Here is a 25,178-nt window from a genome sequence, read left to right as displayed (position 1 = left end):
GCGTGCGTTATGGCCAGATGGCCTTCAGCACGGCCGCCAGGTGATAGCCGCCCTGGATCAGCTGTGCCTTGGCGGCGGCCGACGACGGCACCGGATAGTTGTCCGGTATCGACAGCGGCCAGACGTTGTAGACCTCCCCGGTCTTGCTGGTCTGCTGCGCTATCGCGCCCGGCGTCACATCCGTATAGGCCAGCTTGGCGACCACCAGTGTCTGGTCGGCCCACTGGTACGGCCATGTCGTCGGATCGCCGCTGTTCGGCGACACCACCGGATTGCCGGCGATGACGTTCTGCGCAAACTGTTCCGGCGTGCGCACACCGATGCGGCGGAACGCGTAATTGACCACCGTGGTATCCCAGTACGAATGGAAGGCGCGTATCGTCTGTGGCGCGCGCGGCGGCGTAGCGGGCGTGCCTGCCGGCTTGTCTTCATCCGCTGCGACGGGAATCAACTGGGAGCTGCTGGCCGTCAGCTTGAGATCGTCCAGCTGCAGGTTATTGCCGCCCTGCGTGGCAAAAGCCTGTTTGTCGTCCAGCTGTTTCTGGCTCGGCACGACGAAGCCGCCTTCCTTGCCGACATAGCCCTCGCCCACGTGCAGCGGTTGCGCGATGTCGCCGGTCAGGTGCGTCAGCATCAGCAATGCCTGGCGCGGCGTGAAGTTGTGCGGGTTGCTGGTCTTGTCGCCCTTCCCTTGCAACACCGCGATGCATTGCTTCAGCGTCTGCACGATGTCGTGGTCGGTGGTGCCGACGCCGTGGTCCTCGTAGTGCGACAGCTGGAACGGCACGTCGGTGTAATGGTACTCACCGTGCTTGGGATTGGCGGTGGTGTAGGCCACCATCTCCTCCGTCTGCGGGCCGCAGTAAGTACCCTTGACGCAGTCCGCCCAGCTGGCGACCTTGGCCAGGCTCTCGCCCTGCAGCAGCAAGGCTTGCACCTGCTTCTCGGCGTTGCTGCCCTTGATCAGCTGGTCGGCGATGGCGCCGACGGCGCGATGGCCGTCATTGCCCCATGCGTGGGCGTTGAAAGAGATGAAGGCGCCGCTCAGCGCGACAACCAGTGCGATTTTTTTCATTCAGGGCTACCTTTCGCCGGCTTGGCGTATTGCTTGTTGATGTCCAGCGCTTGCGCATACGGCGAGCTCCAGGTCTGTTCCTGCAGCACGGCCAGGCGCTGCGCCATTTTCTCGTTGCGCATCACGACTTCCAGGTTGCGCGACAGGTCCATATAGCCGCCGCTCCAGTTGCTGGTGCCGACCCATGCTAGCTGATTGTCGATCACCATGGTCTTGCTGTGGATGACGCGCGCAAACGGAATGAAGCCGGTCGATGCCGCCGGCAGCGTCACCACGCGGATTTCCACGTTCGGCAGGATCGCCAGGCTTTTCAGGTAAGGCAACGCCGGCTGCTCCAGGTTCCAGTTCGATACCATCAGCTTGATCTTGACGCCCCGGTTGGCGGCGGCGCGCACCGCGTTGTCGATCACCGCATAGTACGGCCGCGTGCCTTTCGGGCCGTAGCTCAGCGGCGCGTAATCCAGCAGCTGGATGCGCACTTCGCTCTTGGCCTCGGCCAGCAGCGCCGGCAGGCCGGTCTCGGAATTACCGACGCCGGACGGGTTGTATTGATTCGGACTAGCCAGCAGGAACGCACCCTGGTGGATGTCGCCGGCCTGGTTCCCGACGTTCAGCGCCGGCGCCTTCATGCCTTGCGCCGTGAGCGCCTGCGCGCGCCAGTCCTGGTTGAAGATCGCCAGCACCTGGCCGACCACCTTGGCGTCGGTGATGCGCAAGCCGGTTTCGTGGATGTGCTCAAACGAGCGCCAGTCGAAATTCTGGCTGCCGACATAGGCCGTGGTGCCATCCACCACCAGGTACTTGGCGTGGATGATGCCGTTGCCGGTCAGCTTGTTGAAGTCGAGGATGCGCAGTTCCAGGTTGGGGATGGCCTTCAGCTGATCGATGGTCGACTGCTCCGACAGGCCGACGCCCTTCTGGTCCAGCAGGAAGCGGATCTTGACGCCGCGCTTGCCGGCGGCTGTCAGGTGCTCCACCACTTTTTCAAACGCGCTGCCAGGTTTGTTGACGGCGTAGAACTGGCCGATGACGATTTCGCGCCTGGCGTTGTCGAACAATTCGGTCCAGACCACGGCGGCGCTGCGCAGGTCGTCGCTATGCAGCGGCGTTTCGACCGGCGCGGTCTGCACCAGCTCAAAACCCGGAATGGAAAACTCCGCGCGCGCGGGCGCCGTGGTGGTCATCCCGGCCAGCGCGGCCGACAGTAAAACGGAAATTAAAACACGACGCATGGATACTCCAAAAATTCTTATTGCAGGCGCTTGATGCGGTTCAGCGGCTCCGCCTTGCCGGCCGGCTTGCCGCCTTGCTCGCGCTTGACCAGGAAGTCGGTCAGCGCATCGATATCGCGCACGCCGGTGTCGGCGCGGTTGTTCCCCTTGACGAACATCGGGAAACCGTCGCCGCCTTCGGCCAGGAAGTTATTCGTCACCACGCGATAGGACGTGTCCTTCTCCAGCGCTACGCCGTTGAGTTTCACGCTGCCCGGCACCACGCGGCCGCCTTCCGGCAGCCTTTCGTCCCACTCGTAGGAGAAGCCCTCGGAAACCTGCAGCAGGCCGCGCGAACTATCGCGCCCGCCGTGCCACTGCTGCTCCAGCAGCTCGACGATCTGCGCACCTTTCAGGTTCATCACCACGCCGGTGTTCCCGAACGGCAGGACCATCATCGCCTGTCCGACCGTGACGCGCTTGTCCGCGCCGCTGTCCAGGTCCTGGCGCATGCCGCCGTTGTTCATGAAGGCGATCTGCGCGCCAAAGGAGCGCGCGCCCATCAGCGTCGCATCGGCCACCAGGTCGCCCAGCGCGGATTCGCCGTTGTCGTCTTTTTTGCGCGCCACGCTGGTCACGGCCAGCGCCGCCACCGGACGCGCCAGCGCGGAGGCGCTGCGTTCGCGGACTTTCTTCAGGTAGGCGTCCAATGCCGGATCGGCCGGCCAGCTGCCCGACACCATCACCTCCTGCCTGGCGCTGACGTCGCGCAGCGAGTTGGTGTTGGTGTCGACGCTCAGCTTGATGCGCGACATGACATGGCCGCCCATGTCGGACTGCGTCACCAAGCGGCCGTCGACCTTGCACAGGTAGCCTCTATGCGAATGGCCGCTGATCACCAGGCGGATCGCCGGATCGAGGCGCTTGACCACGTCGACGATGGGACCGGTCAGGTTGGCGCAATCCTGCTGGTCGAATTTATCGGTGGTGCGGCCGCCCTGGTGGATCAGCACCACGAACACGCCCACGCCCTGCTTGCGCAGCTCCGGCAACTGGCGGTTGATGGCGTCCGCTTCGTCGACGAATTCCAGTCCCGCGATGCCGGAGGCCAGCGCCGCCTCGGCGGTGTCGCGCAGCACGGTGCCGATGAAGCCGACCTTGACGCCGTGCGCGGTCTCGATCTTGTAGGCGGGAAGAACCGGCTTGCGGGTCTTCATGTCGATGACGTTGGCGGCCAGGTACTGGAATTTGGCGCCCTCGTAGGTGCCTTCGAACTTGCAGGCCTTGTCCGGACGCGGCGAATCGCAGCCGCCCTTCTGCTGGCGCAGCAACTCCATGCGGCCCTGGTCGAATTCGTGATTGCCGACCGAGCTGGCGCGCAGTCCCAGCAGGTTCATGGTGCCGATGGTCGGCTCGTCGGCCCACATCGCCGACATGGCCGGGCTGGCGCCGATCAAGTCGCCGGCGCCGACCAGCAGCAGTTCGGGATCCTGCTTGCGCCACGCCTGCAAGGCCGCGCCGATGGTGTCGATGCCGCCGGCCTGGATGGTGCGCTCGCCCGGCGTATAGGCGCTGGCCCAGACGTATTTACTGGCTTCGATATTGCCGTGGAAATCGTTCAGGGTGACCAGCTGGACTTCCGTGACGCCGGCCGGCACAGGTGGCGGGCGGTGCGCGGCGCAGCCGGCCAGCAGCGCCGCCAGCAATGTGCCGACAACAGGGCTCAGGTTTTTTTTCATTGCAGATGCACTCGGTGAGAATTGAATATTGTACAGCTCAAACATGCCGCCAACCGCGGCGCGCGGCGGCGAAACGTTACGTTACAAAATCATGGGCGAAAAAAAACGGCTGATGTCGCCACCAGCCGTTTTCCCTATTGACTACTGAATGACAATATTAGAATTCGTACTTCACGGTAGCCTGGATCGCCCACTGGGATTCGCCTTTTACCTGGCGAACGTCCAGCGTTTCAACCGCGTCGCGTACTTTGTAGATGTACTTGCCGCTGGCATCCAGACCGACGTAGTCGACGAAGCTGCGAGCCTGCGCGCCGGCAGCCTGGAAGCCCACTTCGTTGATGCGGCCCCATTTCTTGTTCAGCAGGTTGCCGAAGTTGAACATATCCAGCGTGAACGAAGCCTTGTGGCCCTTGAACAGGCCTGGGATTTCTTGCGACAGACGCAGGTCGAAGGTGTTGGTCCATGGCGAGAAGTCGGTGTTGCGGCCGACGACGCCGCCGGCTGCCTTCTTCAGCACCGGATTGGCGTTGACGATCGACCAGAATTTCTCTTCGTTGACGTGGCTGGTGGCGGTGTCGCCAGCAAACACGACGTCGCCCGAGCCCATCGCTTTTGGAATGTACATCAAGTCGTTGCCCGACAGTGCGTCGCCGTTCAAGTCATTGTTGATGGTCCAGCTGTATGGCTTGCCGGTACGGCCTTCATAGAACATGCCGAAGGTGGTTTTGTACGAACCAAAGAAACGCTTCTGGAAGTTGACCAGCGCGTTGATGCGGTCTTTCACCAGGTAGCTCGAGTTGGCGTTGACTTCTTCGTTCGGGTTGAACACCGAACGGCCCGAGAAGTTCGAGCTGGAGGTCGACGAGGTCAGGCCCGAGACTTCCTTGGCATCGGTGTAAGTGTATGCCAGCGACCATTGGATACCGTTGGTCATTGGACGGCTCAGCGAGACGGTTGCCAGGCTGCTGCCGCCTTTGTCGGTCGCGGTTGCAACCAGCACGTTGTTGTAGGCGGCGTTGCTGCCCGCCTTGTTACGCGCCGGGGTGGCGCCGGTGCTGCTGCAGACCGCGCCGGTGGTCACGAAGGAGCCGGTCGACGACCAGCAAGCCGCGTTGTAGCCGCCGGAGGTGTAGTACAGCTCACGACCGTCGGTGCCGATCTTGGTGGCCGCGCCCAGGTTCAGGTTGCGGTAGTAGATGCCGTCCTTGACCTTGGTGTTCAGGTATTCCAGGCCCAGCACCATGCCGAACCATGGCAGTTCGGTGTCGAAGGCGACGTTGCCTTTCCAGACCGACGGCTGCTTCAGGCCTGGCGCCAGCGCATCGACGTTCACCTGTGCCGCGCTGGTGCCGCCGCTCAGTACAGTCGGCTGCTTGGTGATATCAGGAGTGAAGGTGCCACCCACCGCAGGGCAAGCCCGGGTGGACGAGTTGCAGCTGATGCTGGACGTCGCCACGCCTGGATTCGAGAACGGGTTCGACAGCCATACGGTCGCCGCGGCGCCCTGGAACAGGCCGGCGCCGCCACGGATTTGCATCGGACGTGCCGATTCGAACTTGTAGTTGAAGCCGGCACGCGGCTGCCATACTTTCTGGCCGTCGAAGGTGACCGTGTTGTCGATGCCGAAGCCGCCGGTCTGGCGACCGCCGACCATCGGGCCAACCGCCGCAGCGACTGCGGAGTTGAGCAGTGGGCGATCGCCCATCTGGGTCGCGTCCAGGCGCAGGCCGTAGCTCACAGTCAGGTTAGGGCTGATCGACCAGGTGTCCTGTACGAAAGCGCCCAGGTTTTTCATGCTGAAGGTCGACACGGCGTCATCGATCGAGTAGCCCGGGTTGGCGGTCTGCACGGTGTACGACGATGGACGGCCAATGCGGAAGTTTTCCAGCACGGCGGCCTGCATGTCGGCGTTGCTCAGCTTGCCGCAGTCGGCCAGTGCGGCGCCGCCCAGGAAGGCGTAGTTCCAGCTGTTGACGCACGAGAAGGTGTAGTTGCCCCAGATGTTTTGCAGGAAGGCGTTGTACACATCGTTCTTGCTGTAGTCGCCGCCGAACTTGATTTCATGATCGCCCACCGACCAGTTGGCACCCAGGTAGGCGTCCTTGGTCTTGGTGCCCAGGATGTTGCGCTGGCGGCTGTTGTCGGTACCGAACGACAGCGTACGCGCAGTGGTCGGCACCGCAGCCGGCGTGCCGGTCGCGTTGGCGCCGGTGAACGACAGGTTGATCAGCGGCAGGGTCGAGTTCAGAGCGGGAATCGAATCATAGTCGCGCGACGACAGTTTCAGCTCGGTCGAGAAGTTCGGGCTCCAGTCGGCGGTCCACTGGCCGACCAGGGTCTCGATGGTTTTGCCTTGCGAGAACCATTCGGAGTTGAGCGACAGGCCGGTGGCGCTCATGCCGGTGAATTGCGGCTCGGCTTGCTTGGTCTTGGAGTAGCGAACCATCGCGCGATGGTTGTCGTTGATGTTCCAGTCGAACTTGACCAGATAGTCGTCAACGGTCAGCTGCGAACCAGCGCTCATGCTGGAATCGCCGATGTTGATGCCGTAGGTGTTCTTGGCGATGTCCTGGGCGGCTGTGATGGCCGACTGGTTGATGCCGACGTTCGTGAAGCCGCTGCCGATCGGGCCGAAGGACGGCGCGGCGCGGGTCGACTCCAGTTTTTCGTAAGCGGCAAAGATGAACAGCTTGTCCTGGATCAGCGGGCCGCCAACGGTGGCGCCCTTGGTGGTTTCCTTGAACGGCGCCGGCGCGGTGTAGGTGTTGGTGGCGTTGTTGTAGCGGTCGCCGACCAGGCTGTCGTTACGGAACACGTAGTAGACGCTGCCCTTGACGGTGTTGGTGCCGGACTTGGTCACGGCGTTGATGTTGCCGCCGGTGTAGCCCTTCTGGGTGACGTCGTAGTTAGCGACGTTGACCTGCACCGACTGGATCGCTTCGATCGAGATCGGCTGCTTGGCGGTCGGAGAACCGTTCGACTCCAGGCCGAAGGTGTCGTTCACGGCCACGCCGTCGATGGTCAGCGAGTTGTAACGGGAGTTCTGGCCGGCCACGGACATCTCGCCGCGCTCTTTGTCGGTCTGCGAAACGCGCGGGTCGGAACGGGCGTAGTCTTGCAGGTTCCGGTTGATCGAACCCTGGATCGCCAGTTCGGTCGCGGTGATACTGGTACCTGCGCCCATGTTCGATTTCGAGAAGCGCTCGGAACGGCCGCCCGCGACGCCAGCCACGGTCACGGTCTGCATCTGGGCGCCCAGCGTGGCGTCCACGCTGGCCGTTTCAGCCAGTTGGATGAACACGTTCTCGCGCTTTTCGCTGATACCGTCTTTAGTGATCGTGATCGTGTAAGGACCGCCTGTACGCAGGCCGCGCTGGACATAGCGGCCTTCCGCGTCGGTCACCACATTGCTGACGGTGCCCGATTCAACGTGCACGATGGTAACGGTCGCGCCTGCGGCAGGCTTGCCGTCGCCGACCGAAATGCGGCCACCGATCGCCGAAGTGGTGTTCTGTGCGAAGGCCGGTGCTGCCGCTAGCGCGATAGACAGGCTGAGCGCGATTTGCGTCAGCTTGAGCCGTTTGTGATTGATCATTGTATAACCCCAAAAAAGACTAATAGTTATATGGAACCCTTGCGGATAGCAGGTATTCCCTCTTTACTGTGTTGCAACTGGTTTACCGAACACGACCGGCGTGCCAAGGGCAGCGGGTGAGTGTAGCGGCGTAATATGTCAGGGCCATGACGTCTTTATGACAACTTTGTGACATAAATAAAGGCGCTGGAGGCGCCGCGTCATGCGGTTTTGCTACCTACGTACTGGACTATGAGAAAAGCAATAATCTTGCTTTTTTGGATCATTTCATCCAACTATGCATTAAGGAAAAATGTATGACAAATACGATTTAATTTACGAATTTAGACGTTAAATATATAAATCAGTCGAGATCGGACAGGAGTTTCCAGGTAGCTGCGCCCGTTGAGGGCATTCAGGCGGAATTATAAGTCAGCAACTGTTGGGTGAAATCTTTTCATTGGCCAAATGGCAAAAAGCCGGAGCGCGGAGACACATTAGTGTCGCTTGATGACCACACAGTTAGCAGAAAAAGACTGCCTTCTGGCAAGTGCTGGATTTTATGACAACAGGGCGAATGCTGTTGTGCGGAAGATAAATTTGTAACAAACGGGAGGCTTGTGGGTTACATGCCACAAGCCCCCGATTCGGCGGTTTGGGCTCAGCGTCCCGCCTTGCTTTGCGACGCGGCGATTTCCGCCTCGAATTTGCTGAATTTAACGCCCAATGCCTTCAACAGGCGCTGTTTGTCGGCGTCGGCCAGGAAGGAATAGCGGATGCTGTCATATGACAGTTTCTTGACCTCGGCGTAATCCGGCTGGTAGCGGGCCGCGTACAGCACGTACTCGCCGGACAGATTGTTACGCGAAACGCCGGCGTCGTCGGTCGACAACACATAGGGCACGCCATACTTGCGGAACAATGTGACCGGATGGGCCGCGCCCTTGATGCCGAGGATGAAGTCGTTGCTGCTCAGGTTGACCTCGACCGCGATGTCCTTTTCACGCATTTTTTTCATGATGGCCAGCGGATGGGTCTCATGGGCGATGTCCATGCCATGGCCGATGCGGCTGGCGCCGGCGACCTCGATCGCCTCCTTGATATGGAAGGTCAGGCCCTCCGGCTCCACCATGCCGAGCGACAATTCACCGGCGTGCAGCGCCAGCTTGACGTTTGGATGCTTCGCTTTCAGGAATTTATACATCTGCATGTGCAACGCATAGTCGCGCATGGAAACGTTAACGCTCTCCTGACCGACAATATTGGCGCCGACGATCATCGGGCTGGACGTGGCCAGCTTGAAGCTCGACACGATCTGCGAAAACACTTGCGACGGCGACAGGAAGCGCAGCGCGAACGGCTGGTAGCGCAGCGTAAAATTGGCGTCGTCGATGCCGGCGCCGGCGGTCTTGACGTTTTCCAGGTAGGCGGCGATCCAGCCCTGGAAGGCCGGGTCCTGGTCCAGTTTGGCGCTCAGCGCGGCCAGGTCGGCCTCCGTGACGGCGCCGGCGGCGGCCTTCTTGTCGAAGTCGGCGTCCTGGGCGATCGGCGCGATCTCATAGATCGTTTCGATATAGCTCAGGTTTTCCTGGATCGCGCGCTGCTTCAAGCGCTGCAGGCCGTCGGCGGCATTGGTCGACGCCACCGGGTTGAAGTAGGCGAAGGTGTCGAAGAACTGGCGGTCCGGCGGCGACTGGATGCCGCTATGGTTATAGAAGTCCTTGTCGGACCAGCGTTGCAGCAGGTTGGCCAGCACGGTGTTGTTGTTCATGACGTCCTGCCCGGACAGGCAGACGCGGTCCGCCAGCGGCTTGGCCTGCTCGGCCTTGGCCACCTCCTTGGCGATGTCGATCAGGAAGGTGTTCTTGTTGACGCAATAGCCTTCCTTGTCGACCCACTCCAGGTACTGCTCGGCGTACAGCGCTCCCGAATAATGGTGATGCAGGTCGCCGCCCTTGGGCATCATGGTCATGAACATCGTCAGCTCGGCCAACTTCGGCTCCTTGCCCGAGACCAGCGTGGCGAAATGGCGCTTGGTGATCTCCTCGTTGCTGCTGGCCGCTTGCGCGCCGTGCGGCAAGGCGCAGAACAGGGCCGCGGCGAAGGCTGCGGCCTTCAGGCTGGCGATATTTTTTTGCATGTGTGATCCCAATGTGAATTAAGTCTGTTCCTAGGCCGACGCGCGGACATGCACCTGGCGGCCGGCGGAGTACGTCGCCGCAATCACGCGGTCGTCGCCCAGCAGGGCCAGCGCGAACAGCAGCTCTTCCAGGCTGACACTTCGGCTGGTCCGGCGCGCGAGCAGCGGCGTCGCTTGCGGATCGATGACGATGAAGTCCGCCTCCGCTCCGGCGCTGAAATTGCCGATCGTGCCTTCCAGCTGCATGCTGCGGGCCGCGCCCAGCGTGGCCAGGTAAAACATCCGCAAAGCCGGCAGATAACTGCCTTTCAAGCGCGCTACTTTATAGGCTTCATTCATTGTTTGCAACATCGAGAACGAGGTGCCGCCGCCCACGTCCGTGGCCAGCGACAGCAACACGCCTGCCTGGTCGGCGCGCTCGAAGTCGAACAAGCCGCTGCCGAGGAACAGGTTGGAGGTCGGGCAGATGGCGGCGGCCGACCGGGTTTCGGCCATGCGCTCGCGGTCGCGCTCGTTGAGCCAGATACAGTGGCCGTACATGGCGCGCGGACGCATCATGCCGTAGCTGTCGTAGACGTCGATGTAGCTGCGCGACGTTGGGAACAGCTCGCGCACCCAGGCGCATTCGGCTTCGTTTTCCGATACGTGGGTCTGGATGAAGGTGTCCGGATAGGCGCGCGCCAGTTCGCCGGCCAGCTGCAGCTGTTCCTCGGTGGAGGTCGGGGCGAAACGCGGCGTGATCGCGTACAGCGAGCGGCCCCGCTTGTGCCAGCGCTGGATCAGGGTCTCGGTATCGCGCGCGGAAGACACGGCGGTGTCGCGCAGGAAGTCCGGGCAATTCCGGTCCATCATTACCTTGCCAGCGACCATGCGCAGGCCGCGCTGCTCGCTGGCGGCGAAGAAGGCGTCCACCGATTGCGGATGCACGGTGCAGTAGACCATCGCCGTGGTGGTGCCGCAGCGCAGCAGCTCGTCGAGGAAGAAGTCGGCCACGCCGGCGGCATGCGCGGGATCTTCGAACTGGCGCTCGACCGGGAAGGTGTAGGTCTCCAGCCATGGCAACAACCCTTCCGCCGGCGAGGCGATCATGTCGGTCTGCGGATAGTGGACGTGGGTGTCGATGAAGCCCGGCATCAGCAGCTTGCCGCTGTAGTCGTGCACCGGAGTGCCCGGCGGCAGCGTGGCGTGCAGCGTCGCGTAGTCGCCCACCGCCTGGACTTTGCCGTCGACGACGATCAGCAGGCCGTCTTCATGCCAGTCGTGCGACTGGTCGCTGAAGGCCGGATCGGCGAGAAAGTGCAGCAAGCTGCCACGGTAGGCTTGCAGGTTGTTGTTCATGAGGTGCTTTCCTGGACTTGAATGCGAGTTTAACGCGAAGCGGCGAGGCGCAGCGGCGCCGTGGCATCGAGCGCGGCGATCTGCTGCGCCTCCCATACCATCAGCAGCTGGGCGCATACGGAGGCGGCGATCGCCGCGGGTAGTTTGTTGGTGATGCCGGGCAGGCCGATCGGGCAGACCATCGCATCGATGCGGTCTTGCGGCAGGCCGCGCGCGGCCATGCGGCGCTCGAACTGCACGCGCTTGGTCTTGGAGCCGATCAGGCCGAACCAGCCGACGTCGGCGCGCGCGAGTATCGCTTCGCTCAGGCGCTGGTCCAGCGCGTGGCTGTGGGTCATCACGAGATAGCTGGCGTCCGCCGGCGCGCCGGCCACCAGCGCTTCCGGCATGTCGGTCGCTTCGATGGTGACGTTGGCGGGTATCTCCTGAGGGAACATATCCTCCCGCTCGTCGATCCAGGTGACAGTGCACGGCAGTTCGCCCAGCATGCGGACGATGGCCGCGCCGACATGGCCCGCGCCGAACAGCAGCAGGTGCGCGCGCGGCGCCAGGCACGGGTCGGCCAGCCAGCGGCGGCCCGCAGCGTCGCGCAGCACGTGCGTGCCGCGCTGGCGGTCGATGGCTGGCGCCGCGACGGCGGGAACGGTGGGGACGGCGGGTGCGGCGTCGGCGGAGACAACGCCACCGGCGTCCAGCAGCAGCGATACCGCCGGACCGTCGATAGCGCTCAGGCGCCAGCTGTCTTCGCGACGGCGGGCGTACAGGCTTGCCAGCACGGCGGCGAGTTGCGCGTCAACCAGCTCGAACGCCAGATGCACCACCCCGCCGCAACACTGGCCCAGCGTCGGGCCGAGCGCATAGCGTTCCAGCCGCGCCGTGGCGCAGGCACCGGCGAGCATCTCGCGCGCCAGTTCGACCGCGCACATCTCCAGATGGCCGCCGCCGATGGTGTCGTGCTGCCCGCGCGCCGTCACCAGCATCTTGGCGCCGGGCTCGCGCGGGCCGGAGCCCTCGACGATGGCCACGGTCACCAGCACCGCCGGTTCCGCAATCCGCGCTGTCAGCCACTCGTTCATTCAGGCCGCCATTTCCACTGCGGATATCGCCCGCAGTATCTCTTCGCTGGTCGCCGGCGCGTTGAGCGGTGGATTGACGCGATGCCCGCCCACGGCGGAAACCGCATCGCGGATCGCGAAGAACACCGAGAACGGCAGCAGCAGCGGCGGCTCGCCCACCGCCTTGGAGCGATGGATGCTGTCCTCCACATTGCCGTTGTCGTAGAGCTTCACGCGGAAGTCTTCCGGGCAGTCGGAGACACCGGGGATCTTGTAGGTGGAAGGCGCATGCGTCATCAGCTTGCCCGCCGGGTTCCACCACAGCTGCTCGGTGGTCAACCAGCCCATGCCCTGGATGAAAGCGCCCTCCACTTGCCCGATATCGATGGCGGGATTGAGCGAGCGGCCGGCGTCGTACAAGGCATCCGCGCGCAGCAGCTTCCACTCGCCGGTCAGCGTATCGACCACCACTTCCGACACCGCCGCACCGTAGGCGTAGTACGAGAACGGGTGGCCGTTCATCGTCTTCGGATCCCAATGCAGGCCGGGCGTGGCGTAGAAGCCGTCGGACCACAGTTGCACGCGGGCCAGGTAAGCCTTCTGCACCAGTTCCGGGAACGGCACGGCATGGCCGTTGACATGCACCTTGTTGTCGAAGAAGCGCACCGGCTGGCCGTCATCGTCGCCGTACAGCTTGACCGCGTAGGCAGACAGGCGCTCGCGGATCTGGCGCGCCGCGTCCTGCGCAGCCTTGCCGTTCAAGTCGGCGCCGGTGGATGCCGCCGTGGCCGAGGTATTCGCCACCTTGCCGGTATCGGTCGCCGTGGCGCGCAGGTGTTCCATGTCCAGGCCCAGCTCATGCGCCACCACCTGCATCACCTTGGTGTTGATGCCCTGTCCCATCTCCGTGCCGCCGTGATTGACCAGCACCGAGCCGTCCACATAAACGTGCACCAGCGCGCCAGCCTGATTCAGGTGGGTGACGTTGAACGCGATGCCGAACTTGAGCGGCGTGAACGCCAGGCCCTTCTTCAGGACAGGGCTGGCCTGGTTGAACGCCTCGACGGCGGCGCGGCGCGCGCGGTATTCGCTGGTTCGCTCCAGCTCCACCGTCAGCGCCTCGATCACGTTGTCGACGATCTCCTGGCCGTAAGGCGTTACATTACGCTCGGTCTTGCCGTAGAAATTCAGGCGGCGGATATCCAGCGCGTCGCGGCCCAGGTTACGCGCGATTTCATCGATGATGTATTCGATCGCGATGGCGCCCTGCGGACCGCCGAAACCGCGGAAGGCGGTATTCGACTGCGTATTGGTCTTGCCGCAGCCGGCGCGGATATCCACGTCCGACAAATAGTAGGTATTGTCGAAGTGGCAGACCGCGCGCGTGGCCACCGGGCCGGACAGATCGGCCGAGTAGCCGGCGCGCAAGGTCATGTCGACCTTGGCCGCGAGGATCTTGCCGCCGTCGTCGTAACCGACTTCATATTCATAGAAGAAGCAATGGCGCTTGCCGGTGACCAGCATGTCGTCGTCGCGGTCGGCGCGCAGCTTGACCGGGCGGCGCAACCTGGCCGCCGCGATGCCGGCCGACGCCGCCCACAATGCGGACTGCGATTCCTTGCCGCCGAAGCCACCGCCCATGCGGCGGCACTCGACCTGCACCTTGTGCGAATGAACGCCCAGCGCATGCGCGACCACGTGCTGCATCTCGCTCGGATGCTGGGTCGAGCACTGCACCAGCATGCCGTTGTCTTCCTTCGGGATGGCGTAGGCGATCTGGCCTTCCAGGTAGAACTGCTCCTGGCCGCCGACAAACAGCTGGCCCTTGACCACGTGTGGCGCCATGTCGAAGGCGGTCTGGTAATCGCCACGCTTGAGCTGCATCGGCGGCAGCACATACGAATTGGCCGCCTTGGCTTCCTGCGGCGTGAAGATCGCCGGCAGGTCGTCGTAGACGATCACGGCGCGGCGCGCGGCACGGCGCGCGTTGTCATGGCTGTCAGCGATGACGATGAAGATCGGCTGGCCGACATACAGCACTTCGCCCGTCGACAGGATAGGATCGTCGTGGATGATGGGACCGCAGTCGTTGGTGCCGACGATATCTTCAGCGGTGTAGACCGCCACCACGCCGGGCGCATTGCGCACCGGCGCCAGATCCATCGCGGTGATGCAGGCGTGGGCCTTGGACGACAGGCCCAGCGCGGCGTGCAGCGTGCCTTGCAGCTCGGGGATGTCGTCGGTGTAGGTGGCCTGGCCGAGCACGTGCAGCTCCGCCGACTCATGTGGACGGGCGACGCCGACGGCCTTCCAGGCCTGTTCGGCGACGGAAGCGGGAGCGATTGGTTGATTCATGATGGCTCCTTTCAGGCGCGGCAGGCGAAGGCGTTGACGGCATCGGCCGCAAGCGGCGCTTCGGCGCGCGTTTCAAACCAGAAGCGGCGCAGCAGGTTCTGCGCCGTCTGCATGCGGTAGCTGCTGGACGCGCGCATATCCGACAGCGGCGCGAAATCCTGCGCCAGCATGTCCATCGCGACGCGCAGATTGGCCTCGGTCCAGTGCAAGCCGGTCAAGGCGGTTTCGGCGCGCGGCGCGCGGCGCGGCGTGGCAGCCATGCCGCCGAAGGCGATGCGCGCATCGACGACCTTGTCGCCATCCAGCGTGAACGCGAACGCCGCGCACACCGCCGAGATATCCTGGTCGAAGCGCTTGGCCAGTTTATAGGTGCGGAACTGGACGCCCGCGCGCGGCAGCGGCACACGCACAGCGGCCACGAACTCGCCCGGCTGCATGTCCTTCTTCTGATAATCAAGGTAGAACGCCTCCAGCGGCAGCACGCGCCGGCCGGACGCGCCCTGCAGCACCACTTCGCTGCCGACGGCGATCATCCACGGCATCGAATCGCCGATCGGCGAACCGTTGGCGACATTGCCGCCCAGCGTGCCGGCGTTTCGGATCGGCAGCGATGCGAAACGCTGCCACATCTCGCCCAGCTGCGATGGATAATGCTTGCACAGCGCCTCGTAGGCGTCGTTGAGCGACACGCCGGCGCCGATTTCCAGCATGCCATCCTGCTCGCGCATGGTTTGCAGCGCCGTCACGTGGCCGAGATAGATGATGTCGCCCAGGTCGCGCATCTGCTTGGTGACCCACAGGCCGATGTCGGTGGAGCCGGCCAGCAGGGTCGCCTTCGGATGCGCGGCGCGCAGGGCCACCAGCTCATCCAGGGTGCGCGGCGCATGGAACGATTGCCCTTGCGCCGTGTAGGTCGCGCCTTCGCCGCGCTGCAGGGCTTGCAGCTGCCGCGTCAACGCGGCGCGGTCGAAGCCGACCTTGGGCAGTTCCGTCATGCGGTGCGCGGCATCGATGATCGGACGATAGCCGGTGCAGCGGCACAGGTTACCGGACAGGCAATCGTCGATCTCCTTGCGCTGCGCGGGCTTGCCGTCTTTGTCGAGGTACATGCCCCACAGCGACATGACGAAACCCGGCGTACAGAAGCCGCATTGCGAGCCATGGCATTCCACCATCGCCTGCTGGACAGGATGCAGCGCGCCGCCCGGCTGCTGCAGGTCTTCGACCGTGAACAGCGCCTTGCCATCCAGCGTAGGCGCGAACTGGATGCAGGAATTCACCGCTTTCATTTCCAGCTGGCCTTGCGCATTCAAGCTGCCGACGACGACCGTGCAGGCGCCGCAATCGCCCTCGGCGCAGCCTTCCTTGGTGCCGGTGCAGTGCAGGTCCTCGCGCAGGTGCTGCAGCACGGTGCGGGTCGGTGCGGCGCCGGCGATTTCCTGTACTCCGCCACGGTAGTAAAAACGAATGGGTTCGGACATCATGGCCTCAATCTGCAAACGGATGCGTCTTGCGCCAGTGCTCGGCGATATCGATGCGGCGGGTGATCCAGACGTTGTCGTGCCTTTGCACGTAATCGAGGAAGCGCGCCAGCGCGGCCGCGCGCGCCGGACGGCCGACGATGCGGCAGTGCAGGCCGATCGACAGCATCTTCGGCTGGTCCAGGCCGGCCGGGTCGCCCTCCGCGTACAGCACGTCGAAGGCATCCTTCAGGTAGTCGAAGAACTGCGTGCCGGTATTGAAGCCCTGGGCGGCGGCGAAGCGCATGTCGTTGGTGTCCAGCGTGTACGGCACGATCAGTTGCGGCGCGCTGGCCGCCTTGCCTTCGGCGTCGGTATAGTCGACCTTCTGCCAGAACGGCAGATCGTCGCCGTAGTTGTCGGCGTCGTAGCGGAAGCCGCCGTGCTCCATCACCAGCCGGCGCGTCTGCGGCGAATCGCGGCCGGTGTACCAGCCTTGGGGCGCGCTGCCGGTGAGCTCGCGGATGATGTCCACGGCTTCCTTCATGTGCGCGCGTTCGGTGGCCTCGTCCATGTTTTGATAGGTGATCCAGCGCAGCCCGTGGCAGGCGATCTCGTGGCCCAGTTCCTTGAACGCGGCCAGCGCTTCCGGATTCCGCTTGAGCGCCATCGACACGCCAAACACCGTCAACGGCAGCTTGCGCTCCTCGAACATGCGCAGCAAGCGCCACAGCCCGGCGCGCGAGCCGTACTCGTACAGCGACTCCATGCTCATGTGGCGGCTCGGGAACGAGGCCGCGCCGATGATCTCGGACAGGAAGGTCTCGGAGCCGGCATCGCCGTGCAGCACGTTGTTTTCGGCGCCCTCTTCGTAATTCAAAACGAACTGCAGGGCCACGCGGGCCCTGTTGGGCCATTGGGCGTGGGGCGGCTTCGGGCCGTAGCCGATCAGGTCGCGCGGGTAGTTGTCGTAAGTGGTCATGGGCGCAGGCGGGTGTATGAGGAATATATCTGTAATCATATATGCGTCGAGCGACGCCGGTATATGATTTATGCAATAGATACTTATCACTTACAGATATAGGAGCAATCATGGGCAAGCTGAGTACACACGTTCTCGACATCACCGTAGGCAAGCCGGGCGCCGGGGTCAAAGTGGCCTTGTATGCGGTCGGGCCAGGGGGCCGGGAACTGCTGAAAACCGAGGTCACCAACGCCGACGGCCGCTGCGCGCCGCTGCTGGAGGGCGACACCATGAAAGCCGGCAAATATGAGCTGGTTTTCGGCGCCGGCGACTATTTCGCGGCGCAAGGCGTCGCGCAGCCGGAGCCGCGCTTTATCGACGAGGTCACGCTGGCCTTCGGCATCGCCAGCGCGGAACAGAACTACCACGTGCCGCTGGTCGTCTCGCCGTGGGCCTACTCCACCTATCGCGGGAGCTGACGGCCTGCTAAGATGCCGGCACTATGACCGAATCCCTGGCCGCATCCTTCCTGCAACAAGCCGTCGAACTGCACCAGCAGGGACGGCTGGAACCGGCGCAGGCGCTGTACCGGCAGGTCCTGGAACTCAATCCCCGGCAATTCGACGCCCTGCACCTGCTGGGCGTGATCGCGCGCCAGCAAGGCGACGCGGCAGCCGCCATTTCCCTGATTTCACAAGCCATCGCGGTCGATGACGCGCAGGCCAACGCCCATTGCAACCTGGGCGTGGCGCTGCTGGACGCCGGCCGGCCGGAGCAAGCGCTGGCCAGCCACGAGCGCGCCATCGAACGCCATCCTGCCTACGCGCTGGCCTGGAGCAATCGCGGCAACGCCTTGCGCAGGCTGGGACGGCTGGACGAGGCGCTGCTCAGTTATCAGCGCGCGCTGGAGATCCAGCCGAACTACGCCGAGGCGCACTGCAACCGCGCCATCGTGCTGCAGGACCTGGGACGCTACCTGGACGCGCTGGGCGCGGCCGAGGATGCGCTCAACATCAAGGACCGCTACGCCGACGCCTGGCTTGCGCGCGGCAACGCCCTGCACTGCCTGCGCCTGCTGCCGGAAGCGGTCGAAAGCTTCGACCGCGCCATCCATCTGCGTCCGCAATGGGCGGAGGCGTACAGCGCGCAAGGCTCGGCCTTGCAGCGGCTGGGCGAGTTCGCGGCAGCGCTGGACAGCTATGACCACGCGCTGGCGCTCAAGCCGGACTACGCGCTGGCGCACTACTATCGCGGCAACACGCTGCGCTCGATGGCGCGCAACGACGAAGCCATCGCCGCCTACCGCGCCGCGCTGGCGCATGGCGACAATCCCGAGACCATCGCCTTCGCGCTGGCCTCGCTGGGCGTGGGCGACACGCCGGCCGCGCTGCCGGCGGAATATGTGCGCTCGCTGTTCGACCAATACGCCAATCACTTCGACCAGCATTTGACGGAAGTGCTGGACTACCAGACGCCGGCCTATCTGGACGACCTGCTGCGCCGCGTGGCGCCCGCTTCGGCGCTGGACACGGTGGACCTGGGCTGCGGCACCGGCCTGTGCGCGCCGTACCTGAAAGCCTACTCGCGCCGCCTGGACGGCGTCGACCTGTCGCAGCAGATGCTGGACAAGGCCGCCGGACGCGGTCTGTACGATCACCTGGCGTGCGGCGACCTGGTGGCCTACCTGGACGGCCGGCGCGACGCCTGGGATCTGGCGGTCGCCGCCGACGTCTTCGTCTACATCGGCGACCTGGCGCCGGTATTTGACAGCGTGCACCGCGCGCTGCGTCCGGGCGGCCGCTTCTGCTTCTCGGTCGAAGCCGGCGACGGCGCCGACTACACGCTGCGCCCATCCAACCGCTACGCCCACACAGAGGCCTATCTGGAACGCCTGGCCGCCGCCACCGGCTTCGACATCCTGGCCGCCGAACACCTGCAAGCGCGCCAGGAAAACGGCGCCCCCATCGCCGCCCTGGCCCTGCTGCTGTCCAGGCAAGCATAAGCGCGCAATCCTTCCCTAACATTTTGGAAAGGATTTAATTTCCGCGTGGAAATTGGATAGAATTAAGGCATCCAGCCATGCGCCCCAGCCTCCGCCGCCTGTCAGTAACCGAATAGGTTTTCCGATCCCCAGGAGCGTGCAATGAAAATCGATAACTTCAACATTGGGTCCCGCCTGAGCGTGGCGTTCGGCATCGTGCTGTCGATGCTGGTGCTCATGGCCGCTGTCGGCATCAGCCGCATGGCCGCCATCCAGGACGCCATGGTCGACATCACAAAAGGCAACAACGTGGAGTCCAACCTGGCGTCCGACATGCGCCTTAGCGTGGACGACAGGATGATCGCACTGCGGAATATCGTCCTGCTGGACGACCCGGCACAGATGCAGGCGCAGGTGGACCGGATCCGCGTCCAGGCCCAAAGCTACGCGGACTCCGAAAAAAAGCTGCGCGACACCTTTGCCGCTTTCGGCATCCAGGACGACGAAAGCAAGCTGCTGGCGGAAATCCAGCAGCAAAACGCGCTGGCCCAGCCTTTGATGGACAAGATCCAGGCGCTTGGACTCGCCAACAACAATGCCGACGCGACAAAGCTGCTGATCGGCGACCTGCGCGCGGTCCAGGGCAAATGGCAGGACGGCCTGGCCGCGCTGGTCGCCAGCGAGAAAAGGCAAAACGAAGAAGCAACCAGCGCCGCGGACGCCAGCTATGCGTTCACGCGTGACATGATGATCGGGCTGAGCGTGGCGGCCGTGCTGTTCGGGGGCGCCATCGCCGTGGTCATCACCCGCAGCATCACGCTGCCGATCAAGCGCGCGGTCGCCATCGCCCAGACCGTCGCGGCGGGCGACCTGACCAGCCAGATCGAGGTGCGCGGCAGCGACGAGACCAGCATGCTGCTGGCCGCGCTAAAATCCATGAACGACAACCTGGCGGCGATCGTCGGCCAGGTCCGCGCCGGCACCGATACGATGTCCACGGCCTCGCAGGAAATCGCCGCCGGCAACCTGGACCTGTCTTCGCGGACCGAAGAGCAGGCCGGTTCGCTGGAGGAAACCGCCTCGTCGATGGAAGAGCTGACCAGCACGGTCAAACAGAACGCCGACAACGCCCGGCAAGCCAACAGCCTTGCGGCCTCGGCGTCGGCAGTGGCCGGCAGGGGCGGCGCCGTGATCGCCAGCGTGGTGGACACCATGGACGCGATCAACGCCTCCTCCAAAAAAATCGTCGACATCATCAGCGTCATCGACGGCATCGCCTTCCAGACCAACATCCTGGCGCTGAATGCCGCGGTCGAGGCCGCGCGGGCGGGGGAACAGGGCCGGGGCTTCGCCGTGGTTGCCACCGAAGTGCGCAATCTGGCGCAGCGCAGCGCCGCCGCGGCCAAGGAAATCAAGACCCTGATCAGCGATTCCGTGGCCAAGGTCGAATCGGGAAGCCAGCTGGTCGATCAAGCCGGCCAGACCATGAGCGAGGTGGTCGACAGCGTGCGGCGCGTGAGCGACATCATCGGCGAGATCACCACCGCCAGCCGCGAGCAGAGCATGGGCATCGAGCAGATCAACCAGGCCATCATCCAGATGGACGGCGTCACGCAACAAAACGCCGCGCTGGTTGAGGAATCGGCCGCCGCGGCCGACTCGCTGCAAGGCCAGGCCGCCGCGCTGGCCGAGGTGGTCGCGACATTTGTCCTGATGCAGAACCAGGGAAAAGTCCCGGCGCGGGCGCCGCTTCGTGTGCGGGCAACATAGCCAAACTTGCATGTAGCTCATCCTTGCCTTAGAATTCAAGGCTGTCGCTCTGCGCCGGCGCCCTGATGGCCGACCAGTTTCCCATGCAAGATTCTTTACGGTGACCCTTGGATACCGTGCCGTTTTGGGTGCAATTTCTTGCACTCGCCCTCCTGATACTGTGCTCGGCCTTCTTCGCGATGGCGGAAACCGCCCTGATGGCGGCCAATCGCTATCGCCTGCGTCATCAAGCCAAACGCGGCAGCCGCCGCGCGATCACCACGCTGTGGCTGCTCGACCGCACCGACAAGCTGCTGTCGCTGGTGCTGATCGCCAACACGCTGTTCAACGCCGCCGCCACCGCGCTGGTGACGTCGATCGCCATCCAGTCCTTCGGCCACGACGACAACGTCATCACCCTCTCCACCGGCGGCGTGGCCTTCCTGCTGATCGTGTTCGCGGAAATCTCGCCCAAGGTCATCGGCGCCACCTTCCCGGAAAAGATCGCGCTGCCCACCAGCGTGGTGCTCAAGCCGCTGATGGCGCTGTCCAAGCCGGTGATCTGGTTCGTCAACCTGTTCGTCACGCTGGTGCTCAAGCTGTTCCGCATCAAGGCCGGCGCCCATGTGCAAGACGCCCGCCTGTCGCCGGAAGAGCTGCGCTCGATCGTGCTCGAGGGCGGCAACTTCATCCCGCAAAAGCACAAGAGCATCCTGCTCAACCTGTTCGACCTGGAAACCATCACGGTCGAGGACATCATGACGCCGCGCTCCCAGGTCGAGGCGCTGAACCTGGAGCTGACGGTGGAGGAGCTGACGCGCGAGCTGACCACCTGCTACCACAACAAGCTGCCCGTCTACGAAGGCGAGATCAACCGCATCGTCGGCATCCTGCACGTGCGCAAGGCGATGGCGCTGCTGCACCAGGAGGAGGAGATCACCATCGACCACTTCCGCGCGCTGCTGACCACGCCCTACTTCATTCCGCAGGACACACGCTTGTTCACCCAGCTACAGTATTTCCAGGAAAACAAGGAACGCCTGGGCATCATCGTCGACGAATACGGCGAGGTGCAGGGCCTGGTGACCCTGGACGACATCATCGAGGAAATGATCGGCGAGTTCACCACGTCGACCCCGGCCGCTGCGCGCGCCGACACCTTCGACTGGACCGAGCAGGGCGAATGCCTGCTGGAGGGCGCGACCGCGCTGCGCGACGTCAACAAGCGCCTCGGCCTGAGCTTCCCGCTGGACGGCCCCAAGACCCTGAACGGCATGCTGCTGGAATTGTTGCAAGAAATTCCAGACGCGCCGATCAGCCTCAAGGTCGACCAGTGCATCATCGAGGTGGTGCAGGTCCACGACCAGGCCATCAAAGTCGTTAAATTGATACGCCCGGGCAGCATGCGCAAGCATTAATCCATGTAAATCGTGTGAGCTTACGCAACATTGGGGAGTACAATCGTTTCTTGGTGGCGACAAACGGCTTTACAAAAATGATGCCTGAGAGCATTATTCCGTGATCCGCCCTCCTCCATCCTAAACGACGCTTCTATGGCAGCTGTCCTACCCAACGCCGCGCCCGGCGCCCCGATGCCGGGGCTGGCGCGGGCATTGATGCAAGCCGGGCGCCTCTCCGCGGCCCAGGCCGACACGCTGCAAAAAAAGTCCGTGGCCGACAAGCTGGCCTTCATCGACGTGCTGCTGTCGAGCGGCGTGATCGATTCGAAGGCGCTGGCCGCCTTCTGCGCCGAAACCTTTTCCTATCCGATGATGGACGTGGGCGCGCTGAACATCGACGCGCTGCCGGCCAAGATCATCGACAACAAGCTGATGCAGGCGCAGCGCGTGATCGCGCTGGCCAAGCGCGGCAACAAGATGTCGGTGGCGATTTCCGATCCGACTAATATCCAGGCGCTGGACCAGATCAAGTTCCAGACCGAGTCCACGGTCGAGCCCATCATCGTGCCGCACGACGCGCTGCTGCAACTGCTGGCGCGCATCAACAAGAGCAGCGAGCAAAGCATCAGCGAGCTGGCCGGCGACGAGTCCGACATCCAGTTCGCCGAGGAAGAAGACGCCAGCAGCGCCGCCAGCGCGGCCGCCGCCGATGCCGCCAACGATGTCGAGGATGCGCCGGTGGTGCGCTTCCTGAACAAGATGCTGATGGACGCCGTCAACATGGGCGCGTCCGACTTGCATTTCGAACCATTTGAAAAATTCTACCGCGTGCGCTTCCGCGTCGACGGCGTGCTGATCGAGCATGCCCAGCCGCCGACGTCGATCAAGGAAAAGCTGGTCTCGCGCATCAAGGTGCTGGCCAAGCTGGATATCTCGGAAAAGCGCGTGCCGCAGGACGGCCGCATGCGCCTGATCGTGTCGCCGACCAAGACCATCGACCTGCGCATCTCGACCTTGCCGACGCTGTTCGGCGAAAAGACCGTGATGCGTATCCTGGACGCGACGCAGGCGCAGATGGGCATCGACGCCCTCGGCTACGACCCGGACCAGAAGGAACTGCTGCTCGACGCCATCCAGCGCCCCTACGGCATGGTGCTGGTGACGGGCCCGACCGGCTCGGGCAAGACGGTGTCGCTGTACACCTGCCTGAACGTGATCAACAAGCCCGGCATCAACATCTCCACCGCCGAGGATCCGGCCGAGATCAACCTGCCGGGCGTGAACCAGGTCAACGTCAACGACAAGGCCGGCCTGACCTTCCCGGTGGCGCTCAAGTCCTTCCTGCGCCAGGATCCGGACATCATCATGGTCGGCGAGATCCGCGACCTGGAGACGGCCGACATCGCCATCAAGGCGGCGCAGACCGGCCACATGGTGTTCTCCACGCTGCACACCAACGATGCGCCGTCGACCCTGACGCGCCTGATGAACATGGGCGTGGCGCCGTTCAACATCGCCTCGTCGGTGATCCTGATCACCGCGCAGCGGCTGGCGCGCCGGCTGTGCACCTGCAAGCAGCCGGTCGACATTTCGCACGACTTGCTGCTCAAGGCCGGCTTCAGGCAAGAGGAACTGGACGGCAGCTGGAAGCCCTACGGCCCGGTCGGCTGCGAGCGCTGCAACGGCGGCGGCTACAAGGGCCGCGTCGGCATCTACCAGATCATGCCGATCTCGCCGGCGATCGAGGCCATCATCCTGGCGCACGGCAACTCGATGGAAATCGCCGCCAAGTCCGAAGAGGAAGGCGTGAAATCGCTGCGCCAGTCCGGACTGGTGAAGGTCAAGAACGGCCTGACCAGCCTCGAAGAAGTGCTCGGCTGTACCAACGAATAGGAAATCGATCATGGCGACATCCAGCAACGCGGGCCACCAGGTCAAGGAATCGATCTTTGCGTGGGAAGGCAAGGACAAGACCGGCAAGACGGTGCGCGGCGAACTGCGCGCCGGCGGCGAGGCGGTGGTCAACGTCACCCTGCGCCGCCAGGGCATCATGGTCACCAAGGTCAAGAAAAAGGCTTACCGCTCCGGCAAGAAGGTCACCGACAAGGACATCTCGCTGTTCACCCGCCAGCTGGCCACCATGATGAAGGCCGGCGTGCCGCTGCTGCAATCGTTCGACATCGTCGGCAAGGGCCACGCCAATCCGTCCGTCTCCAAGCTGGTGATGGACCTGCGCGCCGATATCGAGACCGGCACCAGCCTGAACCAGGCGTTCCGCAAGTTTCCGCTGTACTTCGACCCGCTGTTCTGCAACCTGGTCGGCGCCGGCGAACAGGCCGGTATCCTGGAAGACCTGCTGACGCGGCTGGCGATCTACAAGGAAAAGACGCTGGCCATGAAGGCCAAGATCAAGTCGGCGCTGATGTACCCGGTGTCGATCCTGGCCGTGGCCTTCATCGTCACGGCGGTGATCATGATCTGGGTGGTGCCGGCCTTCAAGCAGGTGTTCGCCAGCTTCGGCGCCAACCTGCCGGCGCCGACGCTGTTCGTGATGGCGATGTCGGAATTCTTCGTGGCCTGGTGGTATCTGATCTTCGGCGGGCTGTTCGCGTCGATCTACTTCTTCTTCCGGGCCTGGCAGCGCTCCCTGCAGATGCAGCGCTTCATGGACAAGCTGCTGCTCAAGCTGCCGGTGTTCGGCGACGTCATCCGCAAGGCCACCATCGCCCGCTGGACCCGCACGCTGGCCACCATGTTCGCCGCCGGCGTGCCGCTGGTGGAGTCGCTCGATTCGGTCGGCGGCGCGGCCGGCAACGCGGTGTATCTCGATGCCACGCGCAAGATCCAGAACGAAGTCAGCACCGGCACCAGCCTGACGGTGGCCATGCAGAACGCGGACGTGTTCCCCAACATGGTCACGCAGATGGTCGCCATCGGCGAGGAATCCGGCTCGCTGGACGCCATGCTGGGCAAGGTGGCCGACTTCTACGAGGAGGAAGTGGACGAGGCGGTGGGCGCGCTGGCCAGCTTGATGGAGCCGGCCATCATGGTCATCCTGGGCGTGCTGATCGGCGGCCTGGTGGTCGCCATGTACCTGCCGATCTTCAAACTGGGCGCGGTGGTGTAGGCGGCGCCTT

General features: G+C 63.8%; 16 protein-coding genes. 6 read left to right on the top strand and 10 right to left on the bottom strand.

The features are described from left to right. Positions 1-7: 7 nt before the first annotated feature. From ACEN9F_RS24525 to puuE, 10 genes are all read right to left on the bottom strand, one after another. Positions 8-1,075, bottom strand: coding sequence for a S1/P1 nuclease (locus ACEN9F_RS24525; protein WP_413424216.1), 1,068 nt, complete (start codon positions 1,073-1,075; stop codon positions 8-10). Beyond that, complete coding sequence (locus ACEN9F_RS24520) at positions 1,072-2,307, bottom strand: phospholipase D-like domain-containing protein (RefSeq protein ID WP_413424214.1); 1,236 nt, start codon at positions 2,305-2,307, stop codon at positions 1,072-1,074. The genes ACEN9F_RS24525 and ACEN9F_RS24520 overlap by 4 nt, the downstream gene beginning before the upstream one ends. 17 nt (positions 2,308-2,324) lie before the next feature. Next, complete coding sequence (locus tag ACEN9F_RS24515; protein ID WP_413424212.1) at positions 2,325-4,025, bottom strand: bifunctional metallophosphatase/5'-nucleotidase; 1,701 nt, start codon at positions 4,023-4,025, stop codon at positions 2,325-2,327. Positions 4,026-4,182: 157 nt separating this feature from the next. After that, on the bottom strand, positions 4,183-7,620 hold the full coding sequence (locus ACEN9F_RS24510) for a carboxypeptidase regulatory-like domain-containing protein (RefSeq protein WP_413424210.1): 3,438 nt from the start codon (positions 7,618-7,620) through the stop codon (positions 4,183-4,185). A 640-nt stretch (positions 7,621-8,260) separates the two neighbouring features. Continuing rightward, positions 8,261-9,739: an adenosine deaminase gene (locus ACEN9F_RS24505; RefSeq protein WP_413424208.1), complete on the bottom strand. Its 1,479-nt coding sequence runs from the start codon at positions 9,737-9,739 to the stop codon at positions 8,261-8,263. A gap of 30 nt (positions 9,740-9,769) precedes the next feature. Continuing rightward, positions 9,770-11,077, bottom strand: coding sequence for a guanine deaminase (guaD, locus tag ACEN9F_RS24500; RefSeq protein WP_413424206.1), 1,308 nt, complete (start codon positions 11,075-11,077; stop codon positions 9,770-9,772). 29 nt (positions 11,078-11,106) lie between these two features. Continuing rightward, entirely contained in the window at positions 11,107-12,153 is a 1,047-nt protein-coding gene (xdhC, locus tag ACEN9F_RS24495) for a xanthine dehydrogenase accessory protein XdhC (RefSeq protein ID WP_413424205.1), read from the bottom strand. After that, entirely contained in the window at positions 12,154-14,487 is a 2,334-nt protein-coding gene (xdhB, locus tag ACEN9F_RS24490) for a xanthine dehydrogenase molybdopterin binding subunit (RefSeq protein WP_413424203.1), read from the bottom strand. Between the two features lie 11 nt (positions 14,488-14,498). Next, positions 14,499-15,968 carry a xanthine dehydrogenase small subunit gene (gene xdhA, locus ACEN9F_RS24485; RefSeq protein WP_413427165.1) on the bottom strand — a complete coding sequence of 490 codons (1,470 nt, stop codon included), beginning with the start codon at positions 15,966-15,968 and terminating at the stop codon, positions 14,499-14,501. Between the two features lie 7 nt (positions 15,969-15,975). Then, complete coding sequence (gene puuE / locus ACEN9F_RS24480; RefSeq protein WP_413424202.1) at positions 15,976-16,929, bottom strand: allantoinase PuuE; 954 nt, start codon at positions 16,927-16,929, stop codon at positions 15,976-15,978. A 110-nt stretch (positions 16,930-17,039) separates the two neighbouring features. Between puuE and uraH the strand changes: the two genes are divergently transcribed. The 6 genes from uraH (at position 17,040) to ACEN9F_RS24450 (ending at position 25,168) form a co-directional block, all read left to right on the top strand. Then, positions 17,040-17,390 carry a hydroxyisourate hydrolase gene (gene uraH / locus ACEN9F_RS24475; protein WP_413424200.1) on the top strand — a complete coding sequence of 117 codons (351 nt, stop codon included), beginning with the start codon at positions 17,040-17,042 and terminating at the stop codon, positions 17,388-17,390. Between the two features lie 23 nt (positions 17,391-17,413). Beyond that, on the top strand, positions 17,414-18,913 hold the full coding sequence (locus ACEN9F_RS24470; RefSeq protein WP_413424198.1) for a tetratricopeptide repeat protein: 1,500 nt from the start codon (positions 17,414-17,416) through the stop codon (positions 18,911-18,913). A 141-nt stretch (positions 18,914-19,054) separates the two neighbouring features. Continuing rightward, positions 19,055-20,662: a methyl-accepting chemotaxis protein gene (locus ACEN9F_RS24465; protein ID WP_413424196.1), complete on the top strand. Its 1,608-nt coding sequence runs from the start codon at positions 19,055-19,057 to the stop codon at positions 20,660-20,662. A gap of 107 nt (positions 20,663-20,769) precedes the next feature. Then, positions 20,770-22,059 carry an HlyC/CorC family transporter gene (locus ACEN9F_RS24460; protein ID WP_413424194.1) on the top strand — a complete coding sequence of 430 codons (1,290 nt, stop codon included), beginning with the start codon at positions 20,770-20,772 and terminating at the stop codon, positions 22,057-22,059. Between the two features lie 135 nt (positions 22,060-22,194). After that, on the top strand, positions 22,195-23,934 hold the full coding sequence (gene pilB / locus ACEN9F_RS24455) for a type IV-A pilus assembly ATPase PilB (protein ID WP_413424192.1): 1,740 nt from the start codon (positions 22,195-22,197) through the stop codon (positions 23,932-23,934). Between the two features lie 10 nt (positions 23,935-23,944). Continuing rightward, entirely contained in the window at positions 23,945-25,168 is a 1,224-nt protein-coding gene (locus tag ACEN9F_RS24450; protein WP_413424191.1) for a type II secretion system F family protein, read from the top strand. Positions 25,169-25,178 lie beyond the last annotated feature (10 nt).

The sequence above is a fragment of the Duganella sp. CT11-25 genome, from assembly GCF_047302815.1.
Lineage (GTDB): Bacteria > Pseudomonadota > Gammaproteobacteria > Burkholderiales > Burkholderiaceae_D > Rugamonas.
This window is presented reverse-complemented; position numbering and strand designations above follow the sequence as displayed.